The sequence below is a fragment of the Pseudocitrobacter sp. RIT415 genome, from assembly GCF_003057695.2.
Classification (GTDB): Bacteria; Pseudomonadota; Gammaproteobacteria; order Enterobacterales; family Enterobacteriaceae; genus Pseudocitrobacter; species Pseudocitrobacter faecalis.
The window spans coordinates 14,613-37,608 of the sequence record NZ_QBJC02000018.1 but is presented as its reverse complement, the minus strand read 5'-3'; the positions used below and the strand labels follow the sequence as shown (position 1 = coordinate 37,608).

General features: G+C 46.7%; 26 protein-coding genes and 1 pseudogene. 23 read left to right on the top strand and 4 right to left on the bottom strand.

Annotation, left to right across the window (positions count from 1 at the left end; translation table 11 throughout):
- The first annotated feature begins 726 nt into the window (after nt 1-726).
- The 4 genes from DBY68_RS23230 to DBY68_RS16790 all read left to right on the top strand — a co-directional run bounded on the left by DBY68_RS23230 (nt 727) and on the right by DBY68_RS16790 (nt 4,136).
- Nucleotides 727-3,087 (top strand): S-type pyocin domain-containing protein, encoded by a 2,361-nt coding sequence (locus tag DBY68_RS23230; protein WP_304598580.1) that lies wholly within the window; start codon nt 727-729, stop codon nt 3,085-3,087.
- Between the two features lies 1 nt (nt 3,088).
- The gene (locus DBY68_RS16800; protein ID WP_108476681.1) at nt 3,089-3,346 is read left to right on the top strand and encodes a bacteriocin immunity protein; all 258 of its coding nucleotides are present in this window, start codon (nt 3,089-3,091) and stop codon (nt 3,344-3,346) included.
- 360 nt (nt 3,347-3,706) lie between these two features.
- On the top strand, nt 3,707-3,877 hold the full coding sequence (locus tag DBY68_RS23265) for an HNH endonuclease (protein ID WP_108476680.1): 171 nt from the start codon (nt 3,707-3,709) through the stop codon (nt 3,875-3,877).
- A 1-nt stretch (nt 3,878) separates the two neighbouring features.
- Nucleotides 3,879-4,136, top strand: a complete 258-nt coding sequence (locus DBY68_RS16790) for a bacteriocin immunity protein (RefSeq protein WP_108476679.1) — start codon at nt 3,879-3,881, stop codon at nt 4,134-4,136.
- A 42-nt stretch (nt 4,137-4,178) separates the two neighbouring features.
- Here the strand turns inward: DBY68_RS16790 and DBY68_RS23190 are convergent, their stop codons facing one another.
- Entirely contained in the window at nt 4,179-4,310 is a 132-nt protein-coding gene (locus DBY68_RS23190; RefSeq protein ID WP_255415259.1) for a hypothetical protein, read from the bottom strand.
- Between the two features lie 99 nt (nt 4,311-4,409).
- Here DBY68_RS23190 and DBY68_RS16785 point away from each other — a divergent pair, with 99 nt between their 5' ends.
- The 16 genes and pseudogenes from DBY68_RS16785 to DBY68_RS16710 all read left to right on the top strand — a co-directional run bounded on the left by DBY68_RS16785 (nt 4,410) and on the right by DBY68_RS16710 (nt 17,775).
- Nucleotides 4,410-4,757: a hypothetical protein gene (locus DBY68_RS16785; RefSeq protein ID WP_108476678.1), complete on the top strand. Its 348-nt coding sequence runs from the start codon at nt 4,410-4,412 to the stop codon at nt 4,755-4,757.
- Nucleotides 4,757-6,181: a bleomycin hydrolase gene (locus DBY68_RS16780; protein ID WP_108476677.1), complete on the top strand. Its 1,425-nt coding sequence runs from the start codon at nt 4,757-4,759 to the stop codon at nt 6,179-6,181. Before DBY68_RS16785 ends, DBY68_RS16780 begins: the two co-directional genes overlap by 1 nt.
- A complete protein-coding gene (locus tag DBY68_RS16775) occupies nt 6,181-7,293 on the top strand; it encodes a phage tail protein (RefSeq protein ID WP_108476676.1) in 1,113 nt (370 codons plus the stop codon). The genes DBY68_RS16780 and DBY68_RS16775 overlap by 1 nt, the downstream gene beginning before the upstream one ends.
- 110 nt (nt 7,294-7,403) lie before the next feature.
- On the top strand, nt 7,404-7,871 hold the full coding sequence (locus DBY68_RS16770; protein WP_108476675.1) for a phage tail protein: 468 nt from the start codon (nt 7,404-7,406) through the stop codon (nt 7,869-7,871).
- 590 nt (nt 7,872-8,461) lie between these two features.
- Nucleotides 8,462-8,671 (top strand): annotated as a pseudogene (locus DBY68_RS23260) (phage tail protein); the annotation flags it as partial.
- A 235-nt stretch (nt 8,672-8,906) separates the two neighbouring features.
- Nucleotides 8,907-9,305 (top strand): tail fiber assembly protein, encoded by a 399-nt coding sequence (locus DBY68_RS16760; RefSeq protein ID WP_108476674.1) that lies wholly within the window; start codon nt 8,907-8,909, stop codon nt 9,303-9,305.
- Nucleotides 9,306-10,022: 717 nt separating this feature from the next.
- Nucleotides 10,023-10,658 (top strand): recombinase family protein, encoded by a 636-nt coding sequence (locus DBY68_RS16755; protein WP_108476673.1) that lies wholly within the window; start codon nt 10,023-10,025, stop codon nt 10,656-10,658.
- Nucleotides 10,659-10,746: 88 nt separating this feature from the next.
- A complete protein-coding gene (locus DBY68_RS16750) occupies nt 10,747-11,073 on the top strand; it encodes a holin (RefSeq protein WP_108476672.1) in 327 nt (108 codons plus the stop codon).
- Nucleotides 11,073-11,507: a lysis protein gene (locus DBY68_RS16745; RefSeq protein ID WP_108476671.1), complete on the top strand. Its 435-nt coding sequence runs from the start codon at nt 11,073-11,075 to the stop codon at nt 11,505-11,507. The genes DBY68_RS16750 and DBY68_RS16745 overlap by 1 nt, the downstream gene beginning before the upstream one ends.
- Nucleotides 11,507-12,139 (top strand): odaE, encoded by a 633-nt coding sequence (locus DBY68_RS16740; protein WP_108476670.1) that lies wholly within the window; start codon nt 11,507-11,509, stop codon nt 12,137-12,139. The genes DBY68_RS16745 and DBY68_RS16740 overlap by 1 nt, the downstream gene beginning before the upstream one ends.
- Nucleotides 12,132-13,493: a hypothetical protein gene (locus tag DBY68_RS16735; protein ID WP_108476669.1), complete on the top strand. Its 1,362-nt coding sequence runs from the start codon at nt 12,132-12,134 to the stop codon at nt 13,491-13,493. Before DBY68_RS16740 ends, DBY68_RS16735 begins: the two co-directional genes overlap by 8 nt.
- The gene (locus DBY68_RS16730) at nt 13,490-13,834 is read left to right on the top strand and encodes a ddrA (protein ID WP_108476668.1); all 345 of its coding nucleotides are present in this window, start codon (nt 13,490-13,492) and stop codon (nt 13,832-13,834) included. Before DBY68_RS16735 ends, DBY68_RS16730 begins: the two co-directional genes overlap by 4 nt.
- Nucleotides 13,835-13,886: 52 nt before the next feature.
- Nucleotides 13,887-15,470: a hypothetical protein gene (locus tag DBY68_RS16725; protein WP_108476667.1), complete on the top strand. Its 1,584-nt coding sequence runs from the start codon at nt 13,887-13,889 to the stop codon at nt 15,468-15,470.
- Nucleotides 15,470-15,799, top strand: coding sequence for a hypothetical protein (locus DBY68_RS16720; protein ID WP_108476666.1), 330 nt, complete (start codon nt 15,470-15,472; stop codon nt 15,797-15,799). The genes DBY68_RS16725 and DBY68_RS16720 overlap by 1 nt, the downstream gene beginning before the upstream one ends.
- 163 nt (nt 15,800-15,962) lie before the next feature.
- Entirely contained in the window at nt 15,963-16,454 is a 492-nt protein-coding gene (locus DBY68_RS16715) for a glycoside hydrolase family 104 protein (RefSeq protein ID WP_108476665.1), read from the top strand.
- A 409-nt stretch (nt 16,455-16,863) separates the two neighbouring features.
- Nucleotides 16,864-17,775, top strand: coding sequence for a RepB family plasmid replication initiator protein (locus DBY68_RS16710; protein ID WP_108476664.1), 912 nt, complete (start codon nt 16,864-16,866; stop codon nt 17,773-17,775).
- A 512-nt stretch (nt 17,776-18,287) separates the two neighbouring features.
- On the opposite strand, the gene DBY68_RS16705 is transcribed toward DBY68_RS16710, so the two are convergent.
- Together DBY68_RS16705 and DBY68_RS16700 are read right to left on the bottom strand one after the other, a co-directional pair.
- On the bottom strand, nt 18,288-19,286 hold the full coding sequence (locus DBY68_RS16705; RefSeq protein ID WP_233503899.1) for a KilA-N domain-containing protein: 999 nt from the start codon (nt 19,284-19,286) through the stop codon (nt 18,288-18,290).
- On the bottom strand, nt 19,283-19,477 hold the full coding sequence (locus DBY68_RS16700) for a host cell division inhibitor Icd-like protein (protein WP_108476734.1): 195 nt from the start codon (nt 19,475-19,477) through the stop codon (nt 19,283-19,285). Before DBY68_RS16700 ends, DBY68_RS16705 begins: the two co-directional genes overlap by 4 nt.
- A gap of 478 nt (nt 19,478-19,955) precedes the next feature.
- Here DBY68_RS16700 and DBY68_RS16695 point away from each other — a divergent pair, with 478 nt between their 5' ends.
- Together DBY68_RS16695 and DBY68_RS16690 are read left to right on the top strand one after the other, a co-directional pair.
- Complete coding sequence (locus tag DBY68_RS16695) at nt 19,956-20,753, top strand: DUF4431 domain-containing protein (protein WP_108476663.1); 798 nt, start codon at nt 19,956-19,958, stop codon at nt 20,751-20,753.
- A 10-nt stretch (nt 20,754-20,763) separates the two neighbouring features.
- Complete coding sequence (locus tag DBY68_RS16690) at nt 20,764-21,117, top strand: hypothetical protein (RefSeq protein ID WP_108476662.1); 354 nt, start codon at nt 20,764-20,766, stop codon at nt 21,115-21,117.
- 28 nt (nt 21,118-21,145) lie between these two features.
- Here DBY68_RS16690 and DBY68_RS16685 read toward each other — a convergent pair whose 3' ends face one another.
- Nucleotides 21,146-21,592, bottom strand: coding sequence for a hypothetical protein (locus DBY68_RS16685; RefSeq protein ID WP_108476661.1), 447 nt, complete (start codon nt 21,590-21,592; stop codon nt 21,146-21,148).
- A gap of 260 nt (nt 21,593-21,852) precedes the next feature.
- On the opposite strand from DBY68_RS16685, the gene DBY68_RS16680 reads away from it, so the two are divergent.
- The gene (locus tag DBY68_RS16680; protein ID WP_108476660.1) at nt 21,853-22,971 is read left to right on the top strand and encodes a colicin-like pore-forming protein; all 1,119 of its coding nucleotides are present in this window, start codon (nt 21,853-21,855) and stop codon (nt 22,969-22,971) included.
- Nucleotides 22,972-22,996: the final 25 nt, after the last annotated feature.

Sequence of the window (22,996 nt, the reverse complement as noted above, 5' to 3'; positions counted from 1 at the left end):
GTACAGCCTGCAAACATGGCCATTCCGGCAAAAATACTGGCAGTTAAGGATATGAGCGCCAGCCAAATGAAATCAACGGTTAACGTTGCTAACGAAATGACGCTGCCAAAAAGCCTGACCAAAACCTGGGAGTCGATCCTCAAACGACTTGATGAAATCGCTGGCCATACCAAAGACACCGCAGAAAAAACTGGGGATAACACACCGAAGGCAAATACCCCGCAACCGGCGCCGCGAACCAGTGTGCCGCTAACCATTGACGATGCCTCTATGAGTGAGGTAGCTCGAAACTAACAAGACAACAATCAAAAAGACCCTACGGAGTCTTTTTGATTGTTCATGCTGAGTTTGAAATATTCAATTACACACTTCTTGCAGGCCTTGCGCCTTGCAGTTTTGCACAGTAATGAAGATTAGAATAGATCTTAATTTATTGATTAATATGCATTTTATATTAATAAAAACATTATTGACAATAAGGTTATCTCAGTCGTAGTATTAATTTACTGTATATGCATACAGTTGTTGGTGTAACGGAACACCTCTTATAACCATCGAACAGATGTTCATGAAGCGATGAACCGCACACCAGTTTTCTCATGAGAATTTGTAATAGAGAACAAAAATAAGGAGAAAAAAATGCCTGGTTTTAACTATGGTGGTAGCTCCGGAGACGGGACTAGTTGGAGTTCAGAAAGAGGCTCTGAACCAGCTCCTGGTGGCGGTATGCAAGGCAACGGGGGTGGCGCAAGTTCTGGCGGTAGTAGCACCGGTTCAACGGCAGCTCTCACGCCTGTACAGGAGCAACTTAATAAAATTAATAGTGATAAGAATGTTCGCCAAAAACTCAATAACCTGATACTGGCTGCAATCGCCATCAATCCTGCGGCCAAATTACAGATTAATAGTGTTTCAGCTTCCGGTACGCTAAGCATTTCCATTAGTGGATTGAATGCCGATCAGGCTAAACGGGTAGGACTTGGCGGGCTGGTTTTGGGGGTAAATACAGCAGTTGGTCCAGTTGCTGTCGGCGATATTGAAACAGGTATTAAACGTACCGATAAAAATATCCCAAATGTTGGCAATTCTGCGACCCTCGGACAGAATGCTACTTACTTAAGTACAACTTCTCTTGGCCTGGTGCTGAGCACTCTTCAGGGCAGTATGCCCGAAGGGTACTGGTTGAGTGGCGGGAAGGTCATGAAAAATTATACCTGGTACGACACCACAACGGATGGAACCTACGGTCACGGTACCCGTACAGTTAAATATTCCCAAGATCGGGAAGTGCCAGAGTTGACACAAGCCTGGAACCAAGGAGTTAAACAACGCCAAGATGCTGCTGCGAAAGCTAAAGCGGAAGCGGCCGCACGGGCACTGAAAGAGGAAGAAGCGAAAGCACTGGCTTCTGGTATGACTAAGGCAGAATTTGATGCAAAGAAAAGCATTGAGACTGCACAAGCGGCAGTTGTGGCTGCTCAGGGAAATGTGAATACCCTGACCGCCAAAGTTAACACAGCAAATCAGTCCTTAAAGACAAAACAGTCAGAACTGGCAGCACTGAACATCCAGTTGAAGAAAGCAGAAGATCAGGTTAAAGCAACTCTTCAGTATGCAAATGTGCCAGGTCAGGATCGCCTGTTTTTTAACGCACAAGGTTTTCTGACAACTACCAAGAACAGTATTAAGACCAAGCAGACAGAAATCAGCACAGCGACCACAAGTCGTGACAGTCTGAATAAGCAACTCGTTCAGGCAAATACTGCGCTGCAAAATGCTAAAAAACAGAAAACAGCAGCCGATGCGGCTCTAGCTGCTGCGACGAAAAAACGACAGGAAGCAGAAGCTGCCGCTGCGGCAGCGAAAAAAGCAGCAGATGATGCGCGTGCTGCTGCTGCAAAAGCTAAAGCTCTTCAGGACCGTCAGGCAGTTGCTGACAGGCTGAAAACATCAGGCATTCAGTCCGTTCGAGGCGTGGCAACAGGTACCCCTGTAGGAAGTGCACCACTCAACTGGTCTGTAGCTTCTGTTGGTGGGATTGCACTTGATAGTAAGCTGGCGGCATCAGTCTGGTCTGCTATGAGTGCGGCGCTGGCTGAACTGCGTGGTATCGCAACAGCAAGCCTTGCCGGACCTGTCGCTGCCACAATTGGTGGCCTTCTATATTCTCCTGATGTTGGTAAAGGTAGTGACCAAGTGCCCGGCCGCGATATTAGTGCGTTGATACCAACGGACGCACTTTCTCTTCCGGCGATTTCACAACTGAATAAAGCTGCTGACACTCATGCAACCGTGGATATGCCTATCCGTGGCCAGTTGGTATTGCAAGATAACGGTACACTTGAAGCACAGCTAGTCCGTACACCGGTGCCAGGTAAGGTTCCTGTCGTGCGGGCTGTTGTAGACAAATCAACCGGATACTATAGCTACGCTCTGCCAGCAATGCCAGGAGCCCCAGCTCAGACCATTTTAATCAGTCCAGCAAATGCTCCGGGTGTTAACGGTCAGCTTGTTCTAGAAGGTCCGGTACCCCTTCCAGAAGTTATTCTCCACACCGGCGATCAATCTTCGGCACCTGAGACGTTAAAAACAACAGTATCCCCGGCGGCAGATGATCCAGATTTCCGGGATATCATTCTGGTGTTCCCGGATGGATCGGGATTAAAACCCCTGTATATTATGTTTCGTAGTCCACGTAATTTACCGGGACAAGCAACGGGGAAAGGTCAACAGGTAGGGGATAACTGGCTAGGTAGCGCTGGTGTTAATAACGGTGCCCCTATCCCAAGTCAGATCGCTGACAAGCTACGAGGTAAATCATTCAGTAGCTTTGATTCCTTCCGTCGGGCGTTATGGAAAGCAGTGGCTGATGATCCTACTTTGAGTAAGCAGTTTAGTGCCGATGATTTAGTTCGCATGAAATTAGGTCGTGCACCGACAGTTAAATTTAGGGATTCTGTTGGTAAACGTGTAAAAGTAGAGCTACATCATAATAAGGCCATTTCGGAAGGTGGAGATGTATATAATATGGATAATCTCAATGCATTGACTCCAAAACGTCACATCGAAATTCATAAGGGAAAATAAAATGGACCAGAAAAAATTCGAAGACTTTACAGAAGCCGAATTCATCGCTTTCGTCGATAAGATTAAGAAAGCTGATTTTCCAACAGAAGAAGAGCATGATAATGCAATTTATGAATTCGGAAGGTTAACTGAACACCCAGATGGATGGGATCTAATCTATCACCCAGAACCTGGTGCTGATAACTCTCCCATTGGTGTTACTAAAACGGTAAAAGCGTGGCGAACTGCAAATGGTAAACCTGGTTTTAAGACTAACTAGTTAAGCGCTAATTTCTATCCTCTAACGAGGAATTTAATTAGTGGAAAATATAAGTTTAGTCGGGTTATAACCCTTAAGCTCCCCACCCTTTAGGATGGGGAGTAAGTCATTTTAATTCTTAGCTAAATTGACGAGTGGTGCTTTCAACGCTGATGATGCTGGATTTGCCGATTTGTTCAGCATTGTTAGTCGGTTTGGCAGTGCGAGTATTGGGCAGAGTGCACCTATCCCAAGCAAGATCGCTGACAAGCTACGTGGTATATCATTCAGTAGGTTTGATTCGTTCCGCCGGGCGTTATGGAAAGCAGTGGCTGCAAACCCAACTTTGAGCAAGCAGTTTCATCCAGATGAAATTAACTAATGAAGAAAGGATATTTACCGACTGTAAGTATTCAAGTATCAGTCGGAAAAAGAGTAAAAGTTGAGTTACATCATAAACAACCTATTTCAGAAAATAGCGAGATTTATGACCAAGATAATCTGAATGCTGTTACTTCGAAACGACATATTGAAATTCATAAAGGTAAGTAATATGGCTGATAAAAAGCTAGAATATTATACTGAAAGTGAGTTCATAGACTTTATCAATAGGATAAGGAATGTTGACTTTCCATCGGAGGCAGATCATAGCTCTGCTATGTATGAATTTGGTCAGCTGATTGAGCACCCAGATAAATGGGACCTAATTTATCGTCCAAAACCTGGAGCAGATAATTCTACAAAAGGGATTATCGAAACAATCAAGGTCTGGCGCGCTGCTAACGGCAAGCCGGGATTCAAAACTGGGTAATAGTCATATGGGCTTCTTTGAGGCCCTTTTTTACCTATGCAGTTATTCAAAAATGTTTAGCCCGACAGCAGACGAAAGGGAAGTGATTTCCACCCACTCTGGCGGATCGAGGGCGAAGTAACCAAGCAATGCAACTTCCTCAACTTCTTTACCGTTTCCGCTGCAACCATTCATTTAATTTCCACGCTCAAAAGTAACTATCCATACAATCACTCAAGAACTTAGCTGGCCCGCGCCAGAACTGGCGCTTCACATTACCGTTCAGGGTAAACAATGAATAACGAAATCGACTACTTAATGTCGCTCACGTCAACCGGATTGCGCACATACAACACCGAGCTCGAAGCAAAGGCAGCAGCTTTAAAAGAGTGGATAGATACGCCGGTGGGCTCGGTCTATGGACTTCCTGCATGGGGAAATATTCTTTCCGAGTTTAAACACGATCCCATCGGTTCTGATCGCGTTCAGGTGGCTATAGAAAGTCGGCTATTGCAGAAGCTCTCTGAAGATGTTCCCTCACTCAAAATCAAAGGGGTATCTTTCGCCGGTCAAGAGTTTGACCTCGGAGTTATCACCATCCGCATTCCCGAAGGCACGATAACATCAGGAGTATCAAATTAATGGCAGTACTCGACCTTACCGCAATCAAAGATAAGCTGACCAAGCTCATCGAGGGCAACAGCTGGTGGTCCCAGTTTGCTGGTTCACAGTTCGTCACGATGCTGGCCACGTTTATCTCTCAAATGGTTTACCGCTGTCAGCAATTCGCATCTGCTGCACTCATGGAAGGGTTTATCTCTACCGCGACCAAACGAGGCAGCATCCTGGCCGCATCAGAGGACCGAAGTTATGTTGGTTCTCGCGTAACACCCAGCAAGGGAAGGGCGATCCTTACCAATACGTCAACTCAAACGATGTCCTTGCCACAGTACACGACATTCTTATCAGACGACCAGTATCCATACCTTACCGATGATGTTGTGACGGTACCGGTAGAGGGAACTGCGACGGTTGGACTAACTCAAATGGAGATTGTCGAAATCACTACGACCGTCACCGGCGAGCAGCCGTTCTATTCCGTGCTCCTCAGCCGTGCGCTGACAGAGGTCTGCTACAAGGTTGATGTTCTGATGACCATCAATGACATTGAAACTCAGTGGACCAAAAGCACTCAGTTCCGCATGGCCACCTCGACCAGCAAAGTCTACGTGGAGTTCTATAAGCCAACTGACCAATTAGGCATACGATTTGGCGACGGGACTATCGGGATGATCCCTCCGTCTGGTGCAACGATAAAACTACGTGTCTGGTGCAGTAATGGCGATACGACGCTGCTGGCGAACCAGGACTTAACGCCATCCAATGATTATGCGTATTTAGCTGATTACATCACTGCGAAGACAGACACCTCGATCACCGGCGGGACCGATATCGAATCGATCGAAGCAACCCGAAACCGCGCCATGTACTACCTGTCTTACGATAACCAGGTGTGCTGGTCAGAAGACTATACGTATTATCTGAAGCGTAACCTTCCAGCGACAACCTGGCTGGCCGCATGGGGTGAAGAGCAACAGGAAAAGCTCGCCGGTCATTCAGACGTAAGTTTCATTAATCGGATCTTTATCTCCGGCTGGTTCCCTGGGAAAACACAGGCCGAGCTCAAAGAGCTGATAATGACGACGCTGCAAAACGTTCCTAACCCTCTAAATAAGCGCTATGTCTACGTCGATGCCGCCGAGAAACCATTTACCATCACGCTTACCGGTACGATACCCAAAAGCCTGACGCTTTCCGTCGTTCTCTGCGAGCTAAAAACTGCTCTGGAGGAGCGTTTTGGCAAGGATTCAAAATACTTCGACCCTGACGATCTCGGCAGCTACGAGCTCATTAAGGTTAAGGATCTTTGGTCCTTCATCGACCAGCAGGGCTACTTCACTAAATTCGAGATCGAGGTAAACGATATGCAGGACTCCAACGGGTTCAATGATTTCGTTTACCTGGATGTCGAAGGCTCGACTTTCCCGGCTCCGGAGGATAACTAATGCAAAGCGGTTGGTTCAGAAACCAGCTCACGCCCTCTAAGCGTTTGTCGGAAATGTACAGTAGCCTCGCCGACATCATTCAAGATATTTTTGAGGTGGCAGTAGAGCCCATTCTCTCGCGTATTTCAGCCAGAAAATCATTTTTCACCATGGCTGATGAGGATCTTGATACCCGCATAGCGGAGATGGGGAAATTCTTCACCATCCGTGTATCGGATGCCTCCAGCAAACCTATGTTGCTGCAGCAGCGTCTGGACGAAATTCACTTTAAAGGCACGTCGCAGCCTATAACCCAGACGTTCTATCGCGAGTTTAACGGCATCCCTATTACCTGGCAGCCGTTATATGCGCCGGTGGACCTCGAAAAATATCCCTATTGCACGCAGCTAATTGCTGAGAATAACCTGGAATCGATTGGGGCGGCCTTTGGCGAGCTCTTTCTCACCAGTAGAGGCGTGATAAGCGTCTCGATCATTGACCTCCAGAAGTTGATCCTGATTTACGGCGAGGCAAAGACCACTGAAGAGCTAACCGAGATAGCTCTGGCAAAATTCAAGCAGGTTGTTCAGCCGCTGCTGCCGTTACACATTGTTTTTGATGACATGCAGCTGATGCTTAAGCTTCAGGTCGATGAAGCAAGAGAGATCGCATGGCACGCTTACGCAACTTCAGAAGCAACTTACGCTGGTAGTGAACATGTCGACGTGCCGGTGCTGACCAGCATAGGTTCAGAAATGACACCGCTGCTGGCCGAATCAACATCTTCGGTTCCTGGTGGCATTAGACGCTTTGATCGCACCGGGCATGATGGCGCCATCCTCGATGAGCATTATGGTCTCGACTTTGAAGTTCCAGATACCAATGTTCGAAGCAAAATCCGCGATATTGAGGATTCTGGCCATCACGTCAGCATCGATGTCGTTCCGGAGAAATGGACTGCCGAAGAGGGTGGGGATGGCGTAGCCATTGAGCAACAAATTCAACTGAGTGGTGTTGCTGAAGGCAAGGCGATAGACCCGGACTGGGCAGATATCACGCCGGTATATGACCGAACCACTCACGATGGCCACGTGCTCGATACGACTCCTGACGAATTAACCGAGGAGGATTAAAAACCGCACCCAGGCCAAATGTAACTTTCAGTAGACTCATGGCAGGAATCAAAATCCCCCGGCGTTGGCCCAACCTAACGCCGGGGCTATCTATGAGGAAGCTGCTCTGAATGAATGTTTCTGACCAATTATCCAAGGTCAAACTGCTGGATTATTACTACCAACGCCGTGCGGAATCGTCCATAGGCATTGGAGAACGTTTCGAGCTGACATCTGCCGTCTTTGGCACGTCAAATCTCGTCACGAATAATCCGACAGGGATATATGACATCGCCGATATCCCGGCAGACTTTGAGCTGTCCGATCTCACTTCTCAGGTAGCAACATCGACCAGTGAAGACGATCCAAGCGGCAACTCGAACAAAAAATTCACCCCGTCTTACGATTCGGGAATAATCACGCTGCGTGCCGAACTGGACTCCTCAAAGCTGGAAGAGAACGTCAGCTATCCTTTTAACACTCTGGTGGTCTGCGACAACCTGGGTAAAGCATGTCTTGTTATGTGTTGCCAACAGGACAGCCTTTACCTCGGTAAATCCTATGTCACTGTCACCGATATCAACACGATGGTGGGCTAATGGTTGCTGACGTTGTAGTTTCTGCTGCTAAATCGTTCCCTGATCCAACAACTTTGGCTCTGGTGAGCGATGTACAGTTCCGTGAGCCATACAGCTCCGGGGCGCTTAACAGGAAATTCAGAGGGATCGTCAACCCTGGCATTTACGGTGGCTTCACACCATCGCCAGCTGGTGGGCTTACTCTGCAAATCACGTCGGATTCAGAGGGCGGTACCGCGTCGATTAATATCGATAAATATTACCAACTCACTGTCCGCCAACAAGCCGGTGTATCACTGTCACTGACCGCCGGGAAAACCTCTATTGTCGTTCTGGAAGCAACTTATGTTGTAGGCCAGGAGACGTATCAAGTTAACGCTAATTCCGCGATCCAAGCTGCTGAAATCAAACTCCTGGAGGAGGGCGCTTTACTCAACGAGAACCAGCTGGAACTTTGCACCGTCAAAATACCTGCGGGGGCGACCGAGATCACTGACGATATGATCGATGTGACCAATCGAAAATTGGTCACGTTGGGCATCAATTTGTCGAACGATTACGAGAGTGATGCAGAGGACGTTGCCATCACACCAAAAGGCGTAAAAGAAGGGTTGGCGAAGAAACAACCACTTGATACAACTCTCTCTGAACTCTCTGGAAAGACTGTTGCAGAGCTTCTCGAATACCTTCGTTTGGGAGAAGCCGCCAAAAGGAATGTCGGGACTGGCACAAACCAGATTCCAGATATGGGCTCCTTCTATTCGATTAAAACTGGCTCATATCTTGTTCAAAAAAATCCTTCAGGGTTAATTGAACAGTGGTTCAACTCGGCTGAGGCTGACGCTACAGGGGTGGCTGTCGCTAACTATCCATTGGCATTTCCCAACAAGGTTATTGGTGTATTTTGTGGAGAGCTGACAGCTTCAACAATAGGAGGAAGTTCAGGGGTGACATGGTGGGGCGAGTGCTACGATGTTCGAACGCTAACTTCAACAAAGATTAGAAATGGCACACCAACAAGAGAATCTTGCATTGTTTATGTAGTGGGGTATTAATATGTATTTTTATAGTCCTAGCAATAATGGATTTTATATTTCTGGCTTCAATGATTCTGGCATGCCGTCTGATGTTGTCGAAATTGAACAGGCTATTTTTAACGAATATTCTGAGACCCCGCCCCCTGGTAAGTGCCGTGTGGCTGGTGATGATGGTTTTCCTTTATGGATAGACATACCAGCCCCAACTCAAGATGAAATTATTGCTGCAAACGAAGATAAAAGATCAGCACTACGCGCTATTGCAGATTCAGAAATAGCATGGCGACAAGATTCAGTTGATGCAGGTATTTCGACGGAAGAAGAAACCGCCGCGCTTACTGAATGGAAAAAATACCGGGTTCTGCTGATGCGCGTTGATACAACAGACCCGGAGTGGCCCTCAACGCCATCGATATAAGCTAATTATAGCGATGCGTTCAACCCAGAAAATATTATGACGAGTAAATAATTTCCGTCCAGGTGGGTAATCCATCTTTACCCGCCACTCTCATCATCCCTTCAGGCGGATCTCCCGCGTATTTATTAAACATTTCATCAGGAATATCTATTGAGTCACTAGGTAATGTGCCAGCTTGTTTATAACGACGCATAAAACAAGCTAGAAAAAATTATTTAACGATGGGCTATATTTGTTTTGCATGAAATTAACTCCCAATTGCGATATAACGAACGTAACACGGTGAAGCTTCGGTTCTTAAGGTGACTGCACCTGTGGAGGTATTAAAATTAAGCTTCTGTACAACCACCTGAAACGTTGAAACAGTTTTCGGAGTGGCAGATCCAAAAGCAATTGCACCTGTAGTTGAAGCATCGTCGTGGGTTATCAAAACCTGAGAAAACCTTACAGGGAATGAGAATGGCAAAGTTACGACTCCAACTTCATTATTTCTGACTGTTGTAGCACTTCCATATTGTACGATAGTGCCATCAGGTAAAGAAAAGTATCCATTACCTCCTCTTGATGAGGCAAAAAAAGACATATCAGGGATTTGATTAGTGCCAGAACCGACATTCCTTTTCGCGGCTTCTCCTAAACGAACATTTTTAATAATTCGATCAAAACTACGCGTTACAATTTGCCTACTTTTCAGAGACCAAAAATAGGTTGAAATTTATGCGAATTGGCTATGTCAGGGTGTCAACAATTGAGCAAAACCCGGAGTTAAAACGTGAAGCAATTGAACGAGCAAATTGTGAGCTAATTTTTGAAGATAAAATGACCGGAACTAAGGCGAAAAGGCCTGGCCTAAATAAACTACTTAAAAAAATACGACACGGAGATACCGTCGTTGTCTGGAAATTGGACAGGTTAGGGCGCTCGCTAATAAATCTCGCTGACCTGCTGCAAAGATTCAAGAGAGACAATATCCAGTTTTTGTCACTGACTGAAGGCATTAATACATCCACATCAATGGGCCGTTTTACTTTCCACATAATGTCAGCCCTTGCTGAAATGGAACGTGATTTGATCGTTGAGAGGACAAGAGCAGGCTTGGCGATTGCACGTAAGCAGGGACGGATTGGAGGGCGTCGCCCCAAATACTCTGAGGCGCAATGGGCTCAAATGGGCAGACTCATCCTCGACGGTATGTCCCGCAACCAGGTGGCCATCATTTTTGATGTCGGCATATCAACCCTATATAGAAAATTTCCGGCCGCACGAATGGAAGAATTCAGTGAGCAACTCACTGAATTGGCGGATGAGCATTATCACAACGAAAAGACCTTCTGGGAGAAGGCTCTGGAGTAAGAAGGCACCCAAGTGAAGATTCCCCCCTCCCTCCAAATGTAACTTTCAATACACTCGGACCCCGTAAAAACTTGAAACGAGGTCCGAGGTGCTGATCAGCAACAACATCTTGCCGATAGCCATCGCCGTCGGCCTTTCCATCCTCAGCGGGACAGGAGTTTTCCTGATGGAACTGAGAGAGGGGAAGGTTAAGGGAACAGTCTTAGATTTTCTGACGACGATCTCATATGCGGTAACAGCAGGGCTAATGGCCTATTACGTTGGGCGGCACCAGAAATTCGATGAGCCAATTATCTACTTTTCCGTTCTGCTCTCCAGCAACAATGGTTATGAGGTCGTCCACATGGCCAGAAAGATAAACACCGAATCTGTTGCAAGAATAATCACTCAAATCTTCACCAAGGGAGGCAAATAATGTTTGCTTGGATTTTGGTCGCGGGAGCCAGCATCACGATGGCTGCCGACCGCTGGGCATTACAACGCGCGACGGTAAAAAACCTCTGCGTCGGCGATCACAAAGTAGAGCAAGGGCATCTGCGCGTTCCTGTTTACTTTAACGTTAAATCATCTCGACTGGTTGGTGCGACTATCGAGTTTACCCTCAGAGATAAGCGATGCCCGACAACTGTTGTCGCCTTCAACCGGCGTACTCTTGAACACGCCTCTAAGGGAGAGAACTGCGAGTATCTCGATATCCCTCTCGATCGTCTTATCCTTCCGTCGGGGCAGTGGATAATCAATGTGAAAATTCTACATGGTGATTCATTCTACAACCCACTTTACCGAATATTTCCCCTGCAACTTGATGCTCAGAAAGTGTTTGAAATTAACCTTGGGAGTGCGAACTAATGCCAGCCTCTAACAGTTTGAGTTCCAAGAATGGCAAAAATTATGCTCAGGTTAATTTTGACCAGGTAACTGAGAAAGGCCTGAAGCCATTTATCGACGCCCTTAAAAAATCAGGTCTTACCGTTGAGAACGTTACGGCCAGTAACAGAGCATCCAAAAAAAATGGCCTCAGTGTGAAAACCGCATCACTACGTTTCGTTGACGGGCAAGAGCTGCAGGCCGAGATCAACGACTCCGGGGACTTTTCTGGCTTTAAATTAAACGGCAAACCAATTCCTGCTGTGCATGCAGATACGTTCTCTAAAATTGCCGATAGCCTCGCTACAACGGTTAAGCAGAACGCGAAAAAATTTAGTGACAGCCTCGCAAAAAAAGCAAAGCGCGTCATTGATACATCCAGCACTCGGCCAGCAGTAAAGTCCAATGTTCAGCGGCTCAAAGAAGCAAAAGACCGCCGGGATGAACTCACTAAGAACGTAAACAGCCTTCAGCAAACAGTAGATACCGTTACGAAGCAAAAATCAGACCTCTCCCGGCGCGTCGAGGACGCACAGACACGCCTGGCGACGGCTAAGGCAGTTACCGTCCAACTTCAGGATCAGCTCAATAAACTGGGAGCCCCAGATGCTTAAGACCATAAACCGCAACTCAGGATTTATTCTTTCCAGCCGCCAGGACTTGCCCGCCATTCAAATCACGGACCAGATATTCCAGGACTTGCATTCCGATGAAGGCGAACACTTTATGCTGGAATCGCTATCGCTCGAAGAATTTACCAGCACCTATTTTTACGATGTTCCGGCGCTTCCGGAAGAAGATTTGATGCTCGAAGCCATAACGTCCACGCGTTCGCGCCTGGCAGCCACAATGCGAGCATTCGTAAGAGCTTTAAATCAGTCTCTTAACGGTACCGGGATTACCGCTGGTAATGACACGGCAGGAGAAGTGGAGGACGGCACCAAGTCGATTGGTGGCGCTAATATCGGTCGCGCTCGTAAGGTTCAGGGAGTTGCTGTTATGCCAGCTCAAATCCCTTTATCCGACGGCCAGAGCATCACACTAATTTTCCACAGCCCAAGCGGGAACGTTGGAACGATAACCGCCACTGATACGCTTGTAGCATTTCGTTTTCTGCTTAATAAGCGTGATGTAACCAATGTTGTGTCACCGGCGAACGGTCGTGATATTTCGCTGAAACAGGTAACGATGGCGCTGTCCAACCTGATTGAGCGAAATACCGCAAAATTTCAGAAGGCGCAGGCGCGCCAGGCCGCTGTCAAAAATGAGATCGCAGTGCTTCAGGAGCAGGGCGATAAGCTGGAGCAGCAGCTCGCGCTGGTCGATAGTGGTGATGAGCTCAAAGCAAGCGTCACTAGTCTGTCCCAACAGCTCAATACGTTGAATTCCCAAGCCACTAAGCAGGAGGATTTGAACGAGGATCTGCAGAAACAGATCGAGATAGCGAAAAGTGAAGCTGAAGCAAGAAAGCAGAAGCCAGTTCCTCCTGTTGAGAATGAACCTTCGCCGTTCATGATTGCAGCTGCCGCAGTAGCGGCCCGTACCGGCCATACAGAAGATCAGGTAGCTCATTGGGCAGATACAAAGAATATTAGCTCTGACGAGCTTTCAGAGCTCTCTGAGAAGCTTTCTGCTCATCCGACGGAGCGCAACGTCGAACGCCTGAAGACAGCTATCGATTTCGGTGAAGGGATACCGGCTTTAACCGAAACTGAGCCAGAACCAGATAAAACCCCTCCAGAAGCTGATGCACAAGCGCAAAAGGCCATTGACTATCTGAAGGGCATCACGGAACTGGATAGCGTGGATCTGGTGGAGATCCGTAATGCTCGCGGTGCTGTTCGTGAAGCTATTGCCGCGCTCACTGCTGCGGGTATTTACGACGAAAACGAAGAGCTGGTTAACACGGCTGTCCAACACCTATCTGATCTGCTGGCTCGTGTGGCTCAGGGAGGGGCGGCAGCATGAAACTGAGTGCTCTCGAACGTTTAGATCTTTCAGACCAGTTAGATGAGTTGTTGGGAAAAGCTAAATCGGCAACCGGCATTGCTTTGCTGGACCTCAGTGATCAGATTGACGATGTGTTAGTCAAACTGGGGTATGGCACTTCGGGCAAGCCAGAAGAGGAGCCCGGAGTTCCAAAAATCGTTACTGATTTTCTCGCCGGTGAATACAACAAACAAAGCGCTACGGACTTTGTTGCCACTCTGAGAGCGCTGGAGCCCTTCCAGAGCGTTTATCTGACTTTCGATGATATCAAGGCAGGCGCACTTACTTGGATTAACGAGAGCGCTTTACAGGCCGCCTGACGACAACACCCGCCCGGAAGATCCAACGATCCGGGCGGCTGGATCTGGATCTATGTTAAAAACCACGCTTAAAGCCCCGAAAACAGACAAGAAAACCAAAGCCATCATTGGCACATGCAGCAACGTCGATGACCTGTCAGAAGCGATCCTCAGCTTTTGGGATCGTGAAGCCGTAAGTGGCAGCGACTTCCGCTTCATCGTTAACCGTTTCTCTGACCTGTGTACCAAAACCAACGCAAGCGATAGCGACATTAACACGTTCACAACGCTCGCCAGCGCCGTATTGGGTAAAACGTATGCCGCCGCTAAAAAGGTGCTCGGCATTGATAAGTACGATTTCCTGAAGGCAATAGGGGAAGCGGCAAAAGTGCATCCACTGGCGATCGAGAATCAGAAAATATGGCGATTTATTTTCGTATCAGGGGATTTCTTCCGCCTTCGAAGTGCAGTCTTGGGCTGGAAACATGCCAGTGATTCCGGCGAAAAAGATGCTGCAGCACAGATACTGAGGGACATTCTGTACCCAATCATGATCGACAACGTTAAATTTAAGTTCCCAGCGATCTCTGCGGTTAATTCCCGCGTCGAAGATTTGTTGGACGGCAGCATGATGAATATCTTCAGAATGATGGCCGTTAGCACCGAGGAACCTAATAAGCTCACGCTTACCTCAGATGAGGCTCCTGAAGCGTACCAACGGACTAAAGTTGCAGGGACTGAACTGTTGCAATCTATGTCGTTGCCTGATCGAATTGAGGAGGCGAAGGCCGATGTAGCAAGCATGCTTGATAGCAAAAACGGGGCATCGCTGGAATGGGTTAATGTTCGTAACCTCTACGGTGAACGAGCTGATGCAGTTCGTACCGCGTTACTGAATGGCAAGTTCGGTTTCGGGAGCCCTGGTGCGAAAGATGGTTGTGCCAATTTCATAAACACTGGGCCAAGCCATAGTGCCGAATGGCTTAAAGATGTGATCCAGTCGTCGATCAAGAAAGTAATCCCGCAAGTTGAACTCCTCGGTCAAGAGCTCTTGGATGCCTCTGAGGTGGATGATGCACAGTCAGAGGAATGGTTCGCCGGTATCAAAATCAGCAGCGCATTAATCAACGAATATGATGTGTATAGCGGTGCTGAAGGTAGTTTCAAACGAGATCTCAAAGAGGTCTTTAAGCTCGCACGTGGTCGCATTCGCACACTGAAAACCATCAACATTCTGCGTGGCCGCTCTTTTGCCAACAGAGGTGATAAATCCATTTCGCTTAACCCTCGTGGCGGGAAGAAAACGCTTTGGCATGAAGTGGGGCATCATTTTGAGTATTCGAATCCTGACTATCTGATGATGGCTCGCGTCTACCTTGCCGAACGCACCCAGGGTAACAACAACGCAATAGCTAAACTGAATGGATTCTATGAAAACAGTGTTTACGGTGACCAAGAGATCGCTATAGCCGATAATTTATCCTCTCCCTACATCGGGAAAATTTACGGGGGCACGACGATCAATTCAGCCACCTTCACCGAAGTTTTTTCCTCAGGCTTTGAGTATCTCGCTCAACCGCATTCAGGGGCTATATCTCTGGTCAATAACGACGGTCTGATCGAGTTTGTGGCCGGTGTGCTGAAGGAGGCTCACTGATGATTACTATTCAGATTTCCGATGGCAGCCGCAGCGGGGTTGTCACGTTCTTAGGTGACGAAGCGCTTGAACCTTGTAACTTCGAGGTTTCCGGGGATTTTAATGTTCGAAGCATTATCAACCTGTTTTGGATCATCACAGCTACTGCAGAGGGAAGCGCTCAGGGGATTTACCCGATCGATGGTGCGTTATGCGCCCCTTACGAGATGCTACGCGTTTTCGCACTGACAGCTGTAACAGCCACTGGCGTGCCAGATACTTGGTATGAAGAAATGGAAGCGGAGCTTCAACAGAGCCGTGAAGAATTTCAGAGCGACGCTGTATCTTGATGATTGATGGCAGGCGGCGTTTGATCGCCTGTTTTTTTCTCCCCGCCAGGATGTAACTTTCTGTAGCATCCATCAAAAGAAAAAGGACACCTCTCGGCGTCCTTGTGAGATTACTACTGACTTGTCTGCTTCCATTTTTCCATAAGTTACATCTGGAGTAGACATGAATCCGAACATCCAAGCTTTTATGAAAACAATCCGTTTCTCTGAAGGTACGCTGGAGCATCCACTTACAACGAACGAAGGCTATGACGTGATTGTTACCGGCAGCGATGGCAAACCTGAGGTCTTTACTGACTATAGCGATCATCCATTTGCCAACGGGCGTCCGGGCAAGGTGTTTAACAAGGCAGGGCAGAGATCGACTGCTTCCGGCGGTTATCAGGTGCTCTATAAATTCTGGCCGACTTACAAAGAACAATTGGGCCTGAAAGATTTCAGTCCGGAGAGCCAGGACAAGCTTTGTATGCAACTGCTGAAGGAGCGTCGCGCCGTACAGGACATCGAGGACGGTTACATTAGCCGTGCCATTGAGAAATGTTCTAACATCTGGGCAAGCTTCCCAGGCGCGGGTTACGGGCAGTGTGAGCATAAGATTGAGGTTTTACTTTCGGCTTTTGAACGCTTTGGCGGTAAGCTGGCTCAGGTAGCCTAAAACATACGGCACTCTTCGGGGTGCCCTTTTATTATTATCCACACCGTAGATCATAGTCTTTTAGATCAATATATAGATCAATATACAGATCAATAAAGATCACCGCGCCTGTAAACCCATGATTTAAAAAACGAAAACAGCACTTCGGGTGACTACTTTCATAAAAAAAGTGGGTACTTTCATAAAAATAGTGGACAGTTTCATAATTTTGGTGGACACTTTCATAACTCAAGGGTGGACACTTTCATAATTTTTTGTGATTTTATCCACAGACTTGTGAGTAACTTAGAATACTCATTAAAAATCAAAAACATCCTTTGCTTTTGTTTGCGAATGATGAAAATTTTAATCACCGTTTATGCACATTGTTATCAACAGGTGTGTAAGCGGGAAAATCTGAGTGTAGACGATGGAACCGACTGAAAATCAGACAGATGATAGCTTAAACCCTGAACATCCGTTCGTGGTTCACCGTGAAACTGGTAAAGACTACATGCTGGTGCCAAGCGATGATAAAAGCGTTCAACCAAGGGCATTATTGCGCCTGAGCGTGTTCACGCCGGTCGCGCCCAAGGAACGCGGTAAGCGGGACTTCATGATTGATGCTTCAGAAGAGCTATCGACGCTGGAAATCGCCCGCCGCGAGGGCTACACGAAGATCCGCATACAGGGCGCGAAGCTCAATATGTCCACTGATTTTAAAGCCTGGATAGGCATAGTATCAGCTTTCTCTAAATACGGCTTCGAAAGCGAGAAGATTACCCTTTCATTTTCAGAGTTCGGTCGCATGTGCGGCCTGCGTCCGACCGACCTTAATGGGCGCGCCCGCACCAGGCTGAAGGAATCACTTTTTAATATCGCGAGCGTCACACTTGGCTTTACCAGTAAAGATGGCACAAAAAATATGGTTAGCCACTTGGTCCAGAAGGCAAAGCTTGATGAAAATGAGGATGTTGTAGAGCTGGTGGGTGATAAGGATCTCTGGGAGCTATATCGCTGGGACCATAAAATTCTGCTTAGCCTTAAACCCCTGTCTAACCTCTCCCGTAAAGAAGCCGCCCAGGCGCTGTACATCTATCTGGAAAGTCTGCCATCGAATACCGGCCCTTTGTTTATGACGATGAAACGCTTCCGTGAGCGCTTATTGTTGGATTCTCCGGTGAAGACACAGAACCAGACCATCAGAAAGGCCTTGGCCGATTTGGAGAAGATCGGATATCTGGAGTACAAGGAAGTGAAAAAGGGGCGCGAAATTCAGTTCACTATACTTGCCCGTAAGCCGAACCTAAAATTGGATTCACCGAAAGGAAAAGGCGAGTAAAAAGAAAGGGATAGCTGATTCATTCTTTGGGCTGAAAAGGTAGTCACATTCATAAAAAAGGTGGGCACTTTCATAACGGGTGCTCACCTTTTTTGTTTAGGGTGTGCAGAATCATAAAAAGGTGACCAGTTTCATAAAAATATGGGGGGGTTTTCTGGTGGCTGGTGGGTACTTTCATAAAAAACACGACAAAGGTGACCACTTTCATAACTGTGTTTATATCCACTTATGAAACCACGCACCTTTTTGGTTGTTACGTGGTCACCTTGGTTGAAAACAGCTCAATATATGTAAGTTACAAGGTCACTTCTTTATGAAAGTGGTCACCTTTTCTCAGAGGTATGGCTCTGTTTATGAAGATACCCACCTTTTCACGAAAAGGATTTGAAGATTTATGAAACTGTACACCTTTTATGAAACTGCCCACCTTAAATTTCTGGTGTGTTCACCTGAAACCTTGTGATAGCAGGCGTTAAAGAAGCAGAGTGCATCTTTGCACTCTGCTAAATTTCTTACCCAAAGAGTTGTTCCAGATCTACCCCATACATCGCCATCCACGCGCCGCGCGGCCATGCGTTCACACACTGAAATTTAGGCAGCACCAGAGGCTCTACGTTATTCCTGAGGCACCAGTTGCGCAGCCGGTGCCATCCGAATTCACGCTCTAACCGGCGCTCAACAGCCTCGATAGTAGCGTAGTTACGGCTTTGGCCCAGACGTTCGGCCAGCTCATCACGTTCGCGCAGCAGTTCATGATCTGACAAGGAATAATTAGTCGACTGCTGATATGTGGGGTGAGTTTGTTCAGCACGTAAGCGGCGATTCTCCCGAACTTCATTGAGCAGCTCCTGAGAAAGATCGAGAACGCGCATAGCCAGTAAGTCCTGTGTGGTTGAATCGGCACGTTCGGCAGCCGGTCGCATCAGCTTGCCGGTGCGGTAGTCCAGGAACGTCTGATTCACCTGCAGCCGGAAAGCCGGTGAGATCCAACCGGCGTACTCGATGGCGAGGAGTTCATGGGCGAAGGTGCCTGGCGCAGTGCCTCCATTAATAATCATGATTGTTTTTTGAGCAGGGCGGGAATTCCCGCTCTGGCTATTTTTTGATAAATTAGATTCAAGTTCCTTGACCAATTCTCTTGCTTGTTTTGAACGCAACCACTCACTGGGCTTTTTGTGATTACCTAAGCCGCTAGCTTTGTGCAAAGCATTAAGGTTAAAACGTCCCTCACTATCCGTAGTGATCTCTACCTCGCAAATTACCGGTGCTGCAATTTCTGTTGTCATGCGTACCATCTCTTTCCCCTGATTTTTCTTGTGCTCTTCATATGCCATAAATGCAACGATCTCGTTTTCCAGTTGGCGATGTAAGGCCTGTTTGTTAGGACGTGCATAAAGGCTTTTCGTTATCATGAAGTGGTTGGCCAGAACTGTGGTGCCACCAGGTTCGCTGATGTGGAGCTTTGCAACTGCTGACCGGATTTCCGAGTTTGTTAATAGAGACTGGTTCATGAGCGCGCCCTCCAGTAGGAGATAGTGGCGCAGTCAGAAGGGAACCGGGCAACAAACACACACGGAGCGTCAGGAAGCTTGGAACGAGCTTCAGGTTCGTTAGGTGCAATGACGATGTAGCAGTAGCGTTTCTGGCAGGAATAGAATCGCCAGATGAACTGAGGGTGAGACGGGGTAGGGATCGTAGCCATAGTGGCAACCTCTCTAGTGATGAAAGTAATCACCACTGGGTTTTCCACAACCGCTGGTGGTGAGACGTACAGGGGTGGAAAACCGGTCACTAGAGAACCCGGCCCGACCGAAGTCGGCCCTATACGCCCCACCATAATATTGATGCGGTTAGGCATAGGCACAAAAAAACACGCAGGCGCGTGTTGTGCCCTCTAGTAAACGATTCGGGTTTCCACACCCGGTCACAGATTTTGCTGCAACAACGAAACCTTACTCTGAACCACCAGCAGGCGTCAACACATCAGCCTAAAAACAGTACATTAAATGCGGGGATAAACAAAGAAATTATTTAGTATTATCTGTTTTTAGTGGTATTTTGGTGAATATATAGGCTGTTTTCTAAAAATGGTAATGTAATTTCAGTGAGTTAGATCAAAATTTCGCTATCTTGTGTCTGATACCTTCATATTACGAAAATTTACAAAACAGGATTTCAATTTGAAAACTCCTCTCATTGCTGGGGTGTTAGGGATTTGTTTGTCCGCCGCTGCGCAAGCTGAGTGTATGTCTCCAGGTGATTATTTGGCAATTCACGGAGTCTTAAGGCAAGTGACGTATACGGGAGCCGCGCCAGGTCCAAAGTGGGTTCTCTTTACTGAAGCCAAAAACGAAGAAGTCTGCGCAAAGAACGCCCCAGATGGTGATAAAACCAAGATTCAGTTAGCGGTTGAAAATGACCAAGCCAAAGCATTCGAAGGCAAAGAGGTGTTTGCAATAGGGCATCTGTTTTACTCCACAAAGGCAGAAGAACATACGCCACTTCTACTCGACGTAAAAAATATAACCACAGAAGATCCTAATGCTCCTCCACCAGCTGCACCTCCAGAAAAGGAAACTAAACCAGCACATCGTAAGCCAGCTAAAGGAAAAATGTCGGTCCAAACGGCATGCGAGCAGTACATGGGCGTTACTGGAGATACATATGGATACCTTTCAACTAAAGATGAAAAATACCTTGTATCTGCTCTCCAGCATGCCAAAAACATAGGTCTTTCGACTGACTATGTTGAATACATATTAAAGGCGGTTTCGACTAATAGAAAAGACGCCGCAAATGCCTCTTCAATCTTTAGTGGGCAAAAATATTCAAAAATGAGTTCATTGGACTCGACTCAGCAATACTACAAAGATCAATATGACATGATGGTTTTAGCCTGCGTCATGCAACCAGCAAACTCTATACCGTCTTGGGAAGGGCTTGTTCAATACGATTTGATTGATTTTAATGCTTATTAACGAGGGATGTATGTCATCAGATGATGTAAGAAAGGGCATGACAAATGCCAAATTTAACGAAGAACATTCAGGAATATTGATTGCTGAGATTTTCATCATTGCCATTGCAGCCGGTTTTATGAAGCAATCTTGGTGGGTAGGTGGTGGCACGTTTGCAGCACTGATGATCGGCCTACAGTTTAAGGTGATTGCCGTGCCATTGCTGTTCTTGCTGAGCCTTGTTTGGGGGGCTATCGGCTATGGCATTGGGACATTGTTCGAATCATCAGGCGCGAGCTGGGTAATAGGTATTTTTGCATTCCTTTGCGGGGTTGGAGTTCATATGGCTGGACTTCAGTGGATGAAGGATATCGGCAGTGATTAAAAAATAAGCCCCAACCGGGGCTTTTTAATTAACGACGCAAGCAATCCATAGCATCTTGAGAGGAATAAAGTTGTTTAAAACCTTTCAAGGTGACACTTGCTGTTTCCTTCGAGTCGACAAATATAGTCATTACTTTTTCATCAGATTCAGCTGCGTCTTTCCAAAGGTTGAACCACCATGAATCCCCGTAGTTTGTCCCTAATGCTTCGATGGGATAGGAGTCTTCACCTAAATGAAGTTGGATTTTATTTTTATCAGGGGTTACCCATTCATGCTTGCCTGGAATAGTAATGAATAAATCTCTGTTGCCTGATGAATCACAATTAACGCTTAATTCAACGCCATTTTTTGCATTGACATTGAACGCCTGAACTCCTTTTGATTCGCCTGATGTCCAATGGCTTGTGATCGCTGCGTGCGCACCTGTTGATGTTAGTGCAGAAGTTAATACTCCAATCAATATTATTTTTGTCATGTTTATCCGTTAAAAAGGTATCAAAAACGTGTAGATACAATACTCTTTATGTTGCTCATGACCAATTTTTTTGCGTAATTCTTGATAGATTTGCTTCTTTTCAGTCAGGTATCCATCCCGCATCATCCCCACAAATTTTTGAGTTTCTTTGTGATAAATCACTACTTTTAATAATTAGTATGTTTTGTTGTCTTGACCGAGTGGTTTTTCAGGAGTAATTCATAAGGCTTATGCATTTATTCACAAACAAGGAGATAGTCATGAGTGGCGGTGATGGTAATGGTCCGGGCAATACAGGTTTAGGGCATAGTGGTGGTCAGCCCAGTGGCAATATTAATGGAACATCTGGAAGTGGTGGCGGTACAGGAGGCAATGGCGCAGATGGCATGACCGCTACGGGTTTTCATGATCCTATATCTGGGGGGATGGGGATAACTTTTAGTGGTTCAGGCAGCTCTGTAACTTCGTCAGGGACCACTGGCGGTGTGAATAATGGTAACGGTCGCTCTCCCAAATTCACTGCTAACATCGCTGGTTGGACTTCGGCAAGTGGAACTAAAGGTTCACTAAGTAAACCTGTTGTAGGTGAATCGTGGTCTAAAGATTCGAATGAGATTGGCTACTTTGTCGGGTTTGGCAAAGAACAATATCGCGTTATTTACAATATCAAATCTGGCACATATAAGTCCGTATACGTTGATGGTGGCGCGAGTCGTCCTGATCAGATGATGAATGATCAAGCATTGGCTATTGTAAAACGTTATCAAATGAGTAAGGATGAAAAAAGCCTTTTGCTTGGGGCGAGTGCAATTATCGCTGATGTAGGCGGGCAAGTTACAACCAAACTTTCTGCACAGTATAAAAATATTGCAGCAATAGTCGCTAATGATATAAAAAACTTCCAAGGCAAGAAGGTCAGAAGCTTTGATGATGCGATGAAGACATTAAACAGTCTCATGGCGAATCCAAATCTCAAACTTAGCGCTGCTGATAAAACAGCAGTTGCGAACGCTTTGCGGAACTTAAATCTGACAGATATTTCTAATAAGCTGAAAAATCTATCCAAAGGATTTGCTGTTGCAGACCGTGCTTTGAAAATAGAATCTGTGCGTGAAGCCGCTATAGTGGGAGTGCAAACCGGTAACTGGAAACCACTTGGTTTAGAAGTTGAATCAATGGTATTAAGTGGGATTGCAGGTAGCATCTCCATTGCAATAGTTACTGCGATTCTTGGGTTGCTAACAGCCGCACTACCTGCGACTCTGACAGTTGTTGTCTCCTATTTTGCTATAGTATTTATAGCGTACGCTACTTCATTCATAGATGCAGCAGCGGCTGATCGTTTGAACAAAGAGGTTATAAATCTCTTCAAACATTAATTGAAAGCGGGCTTAGCCCGCTTTA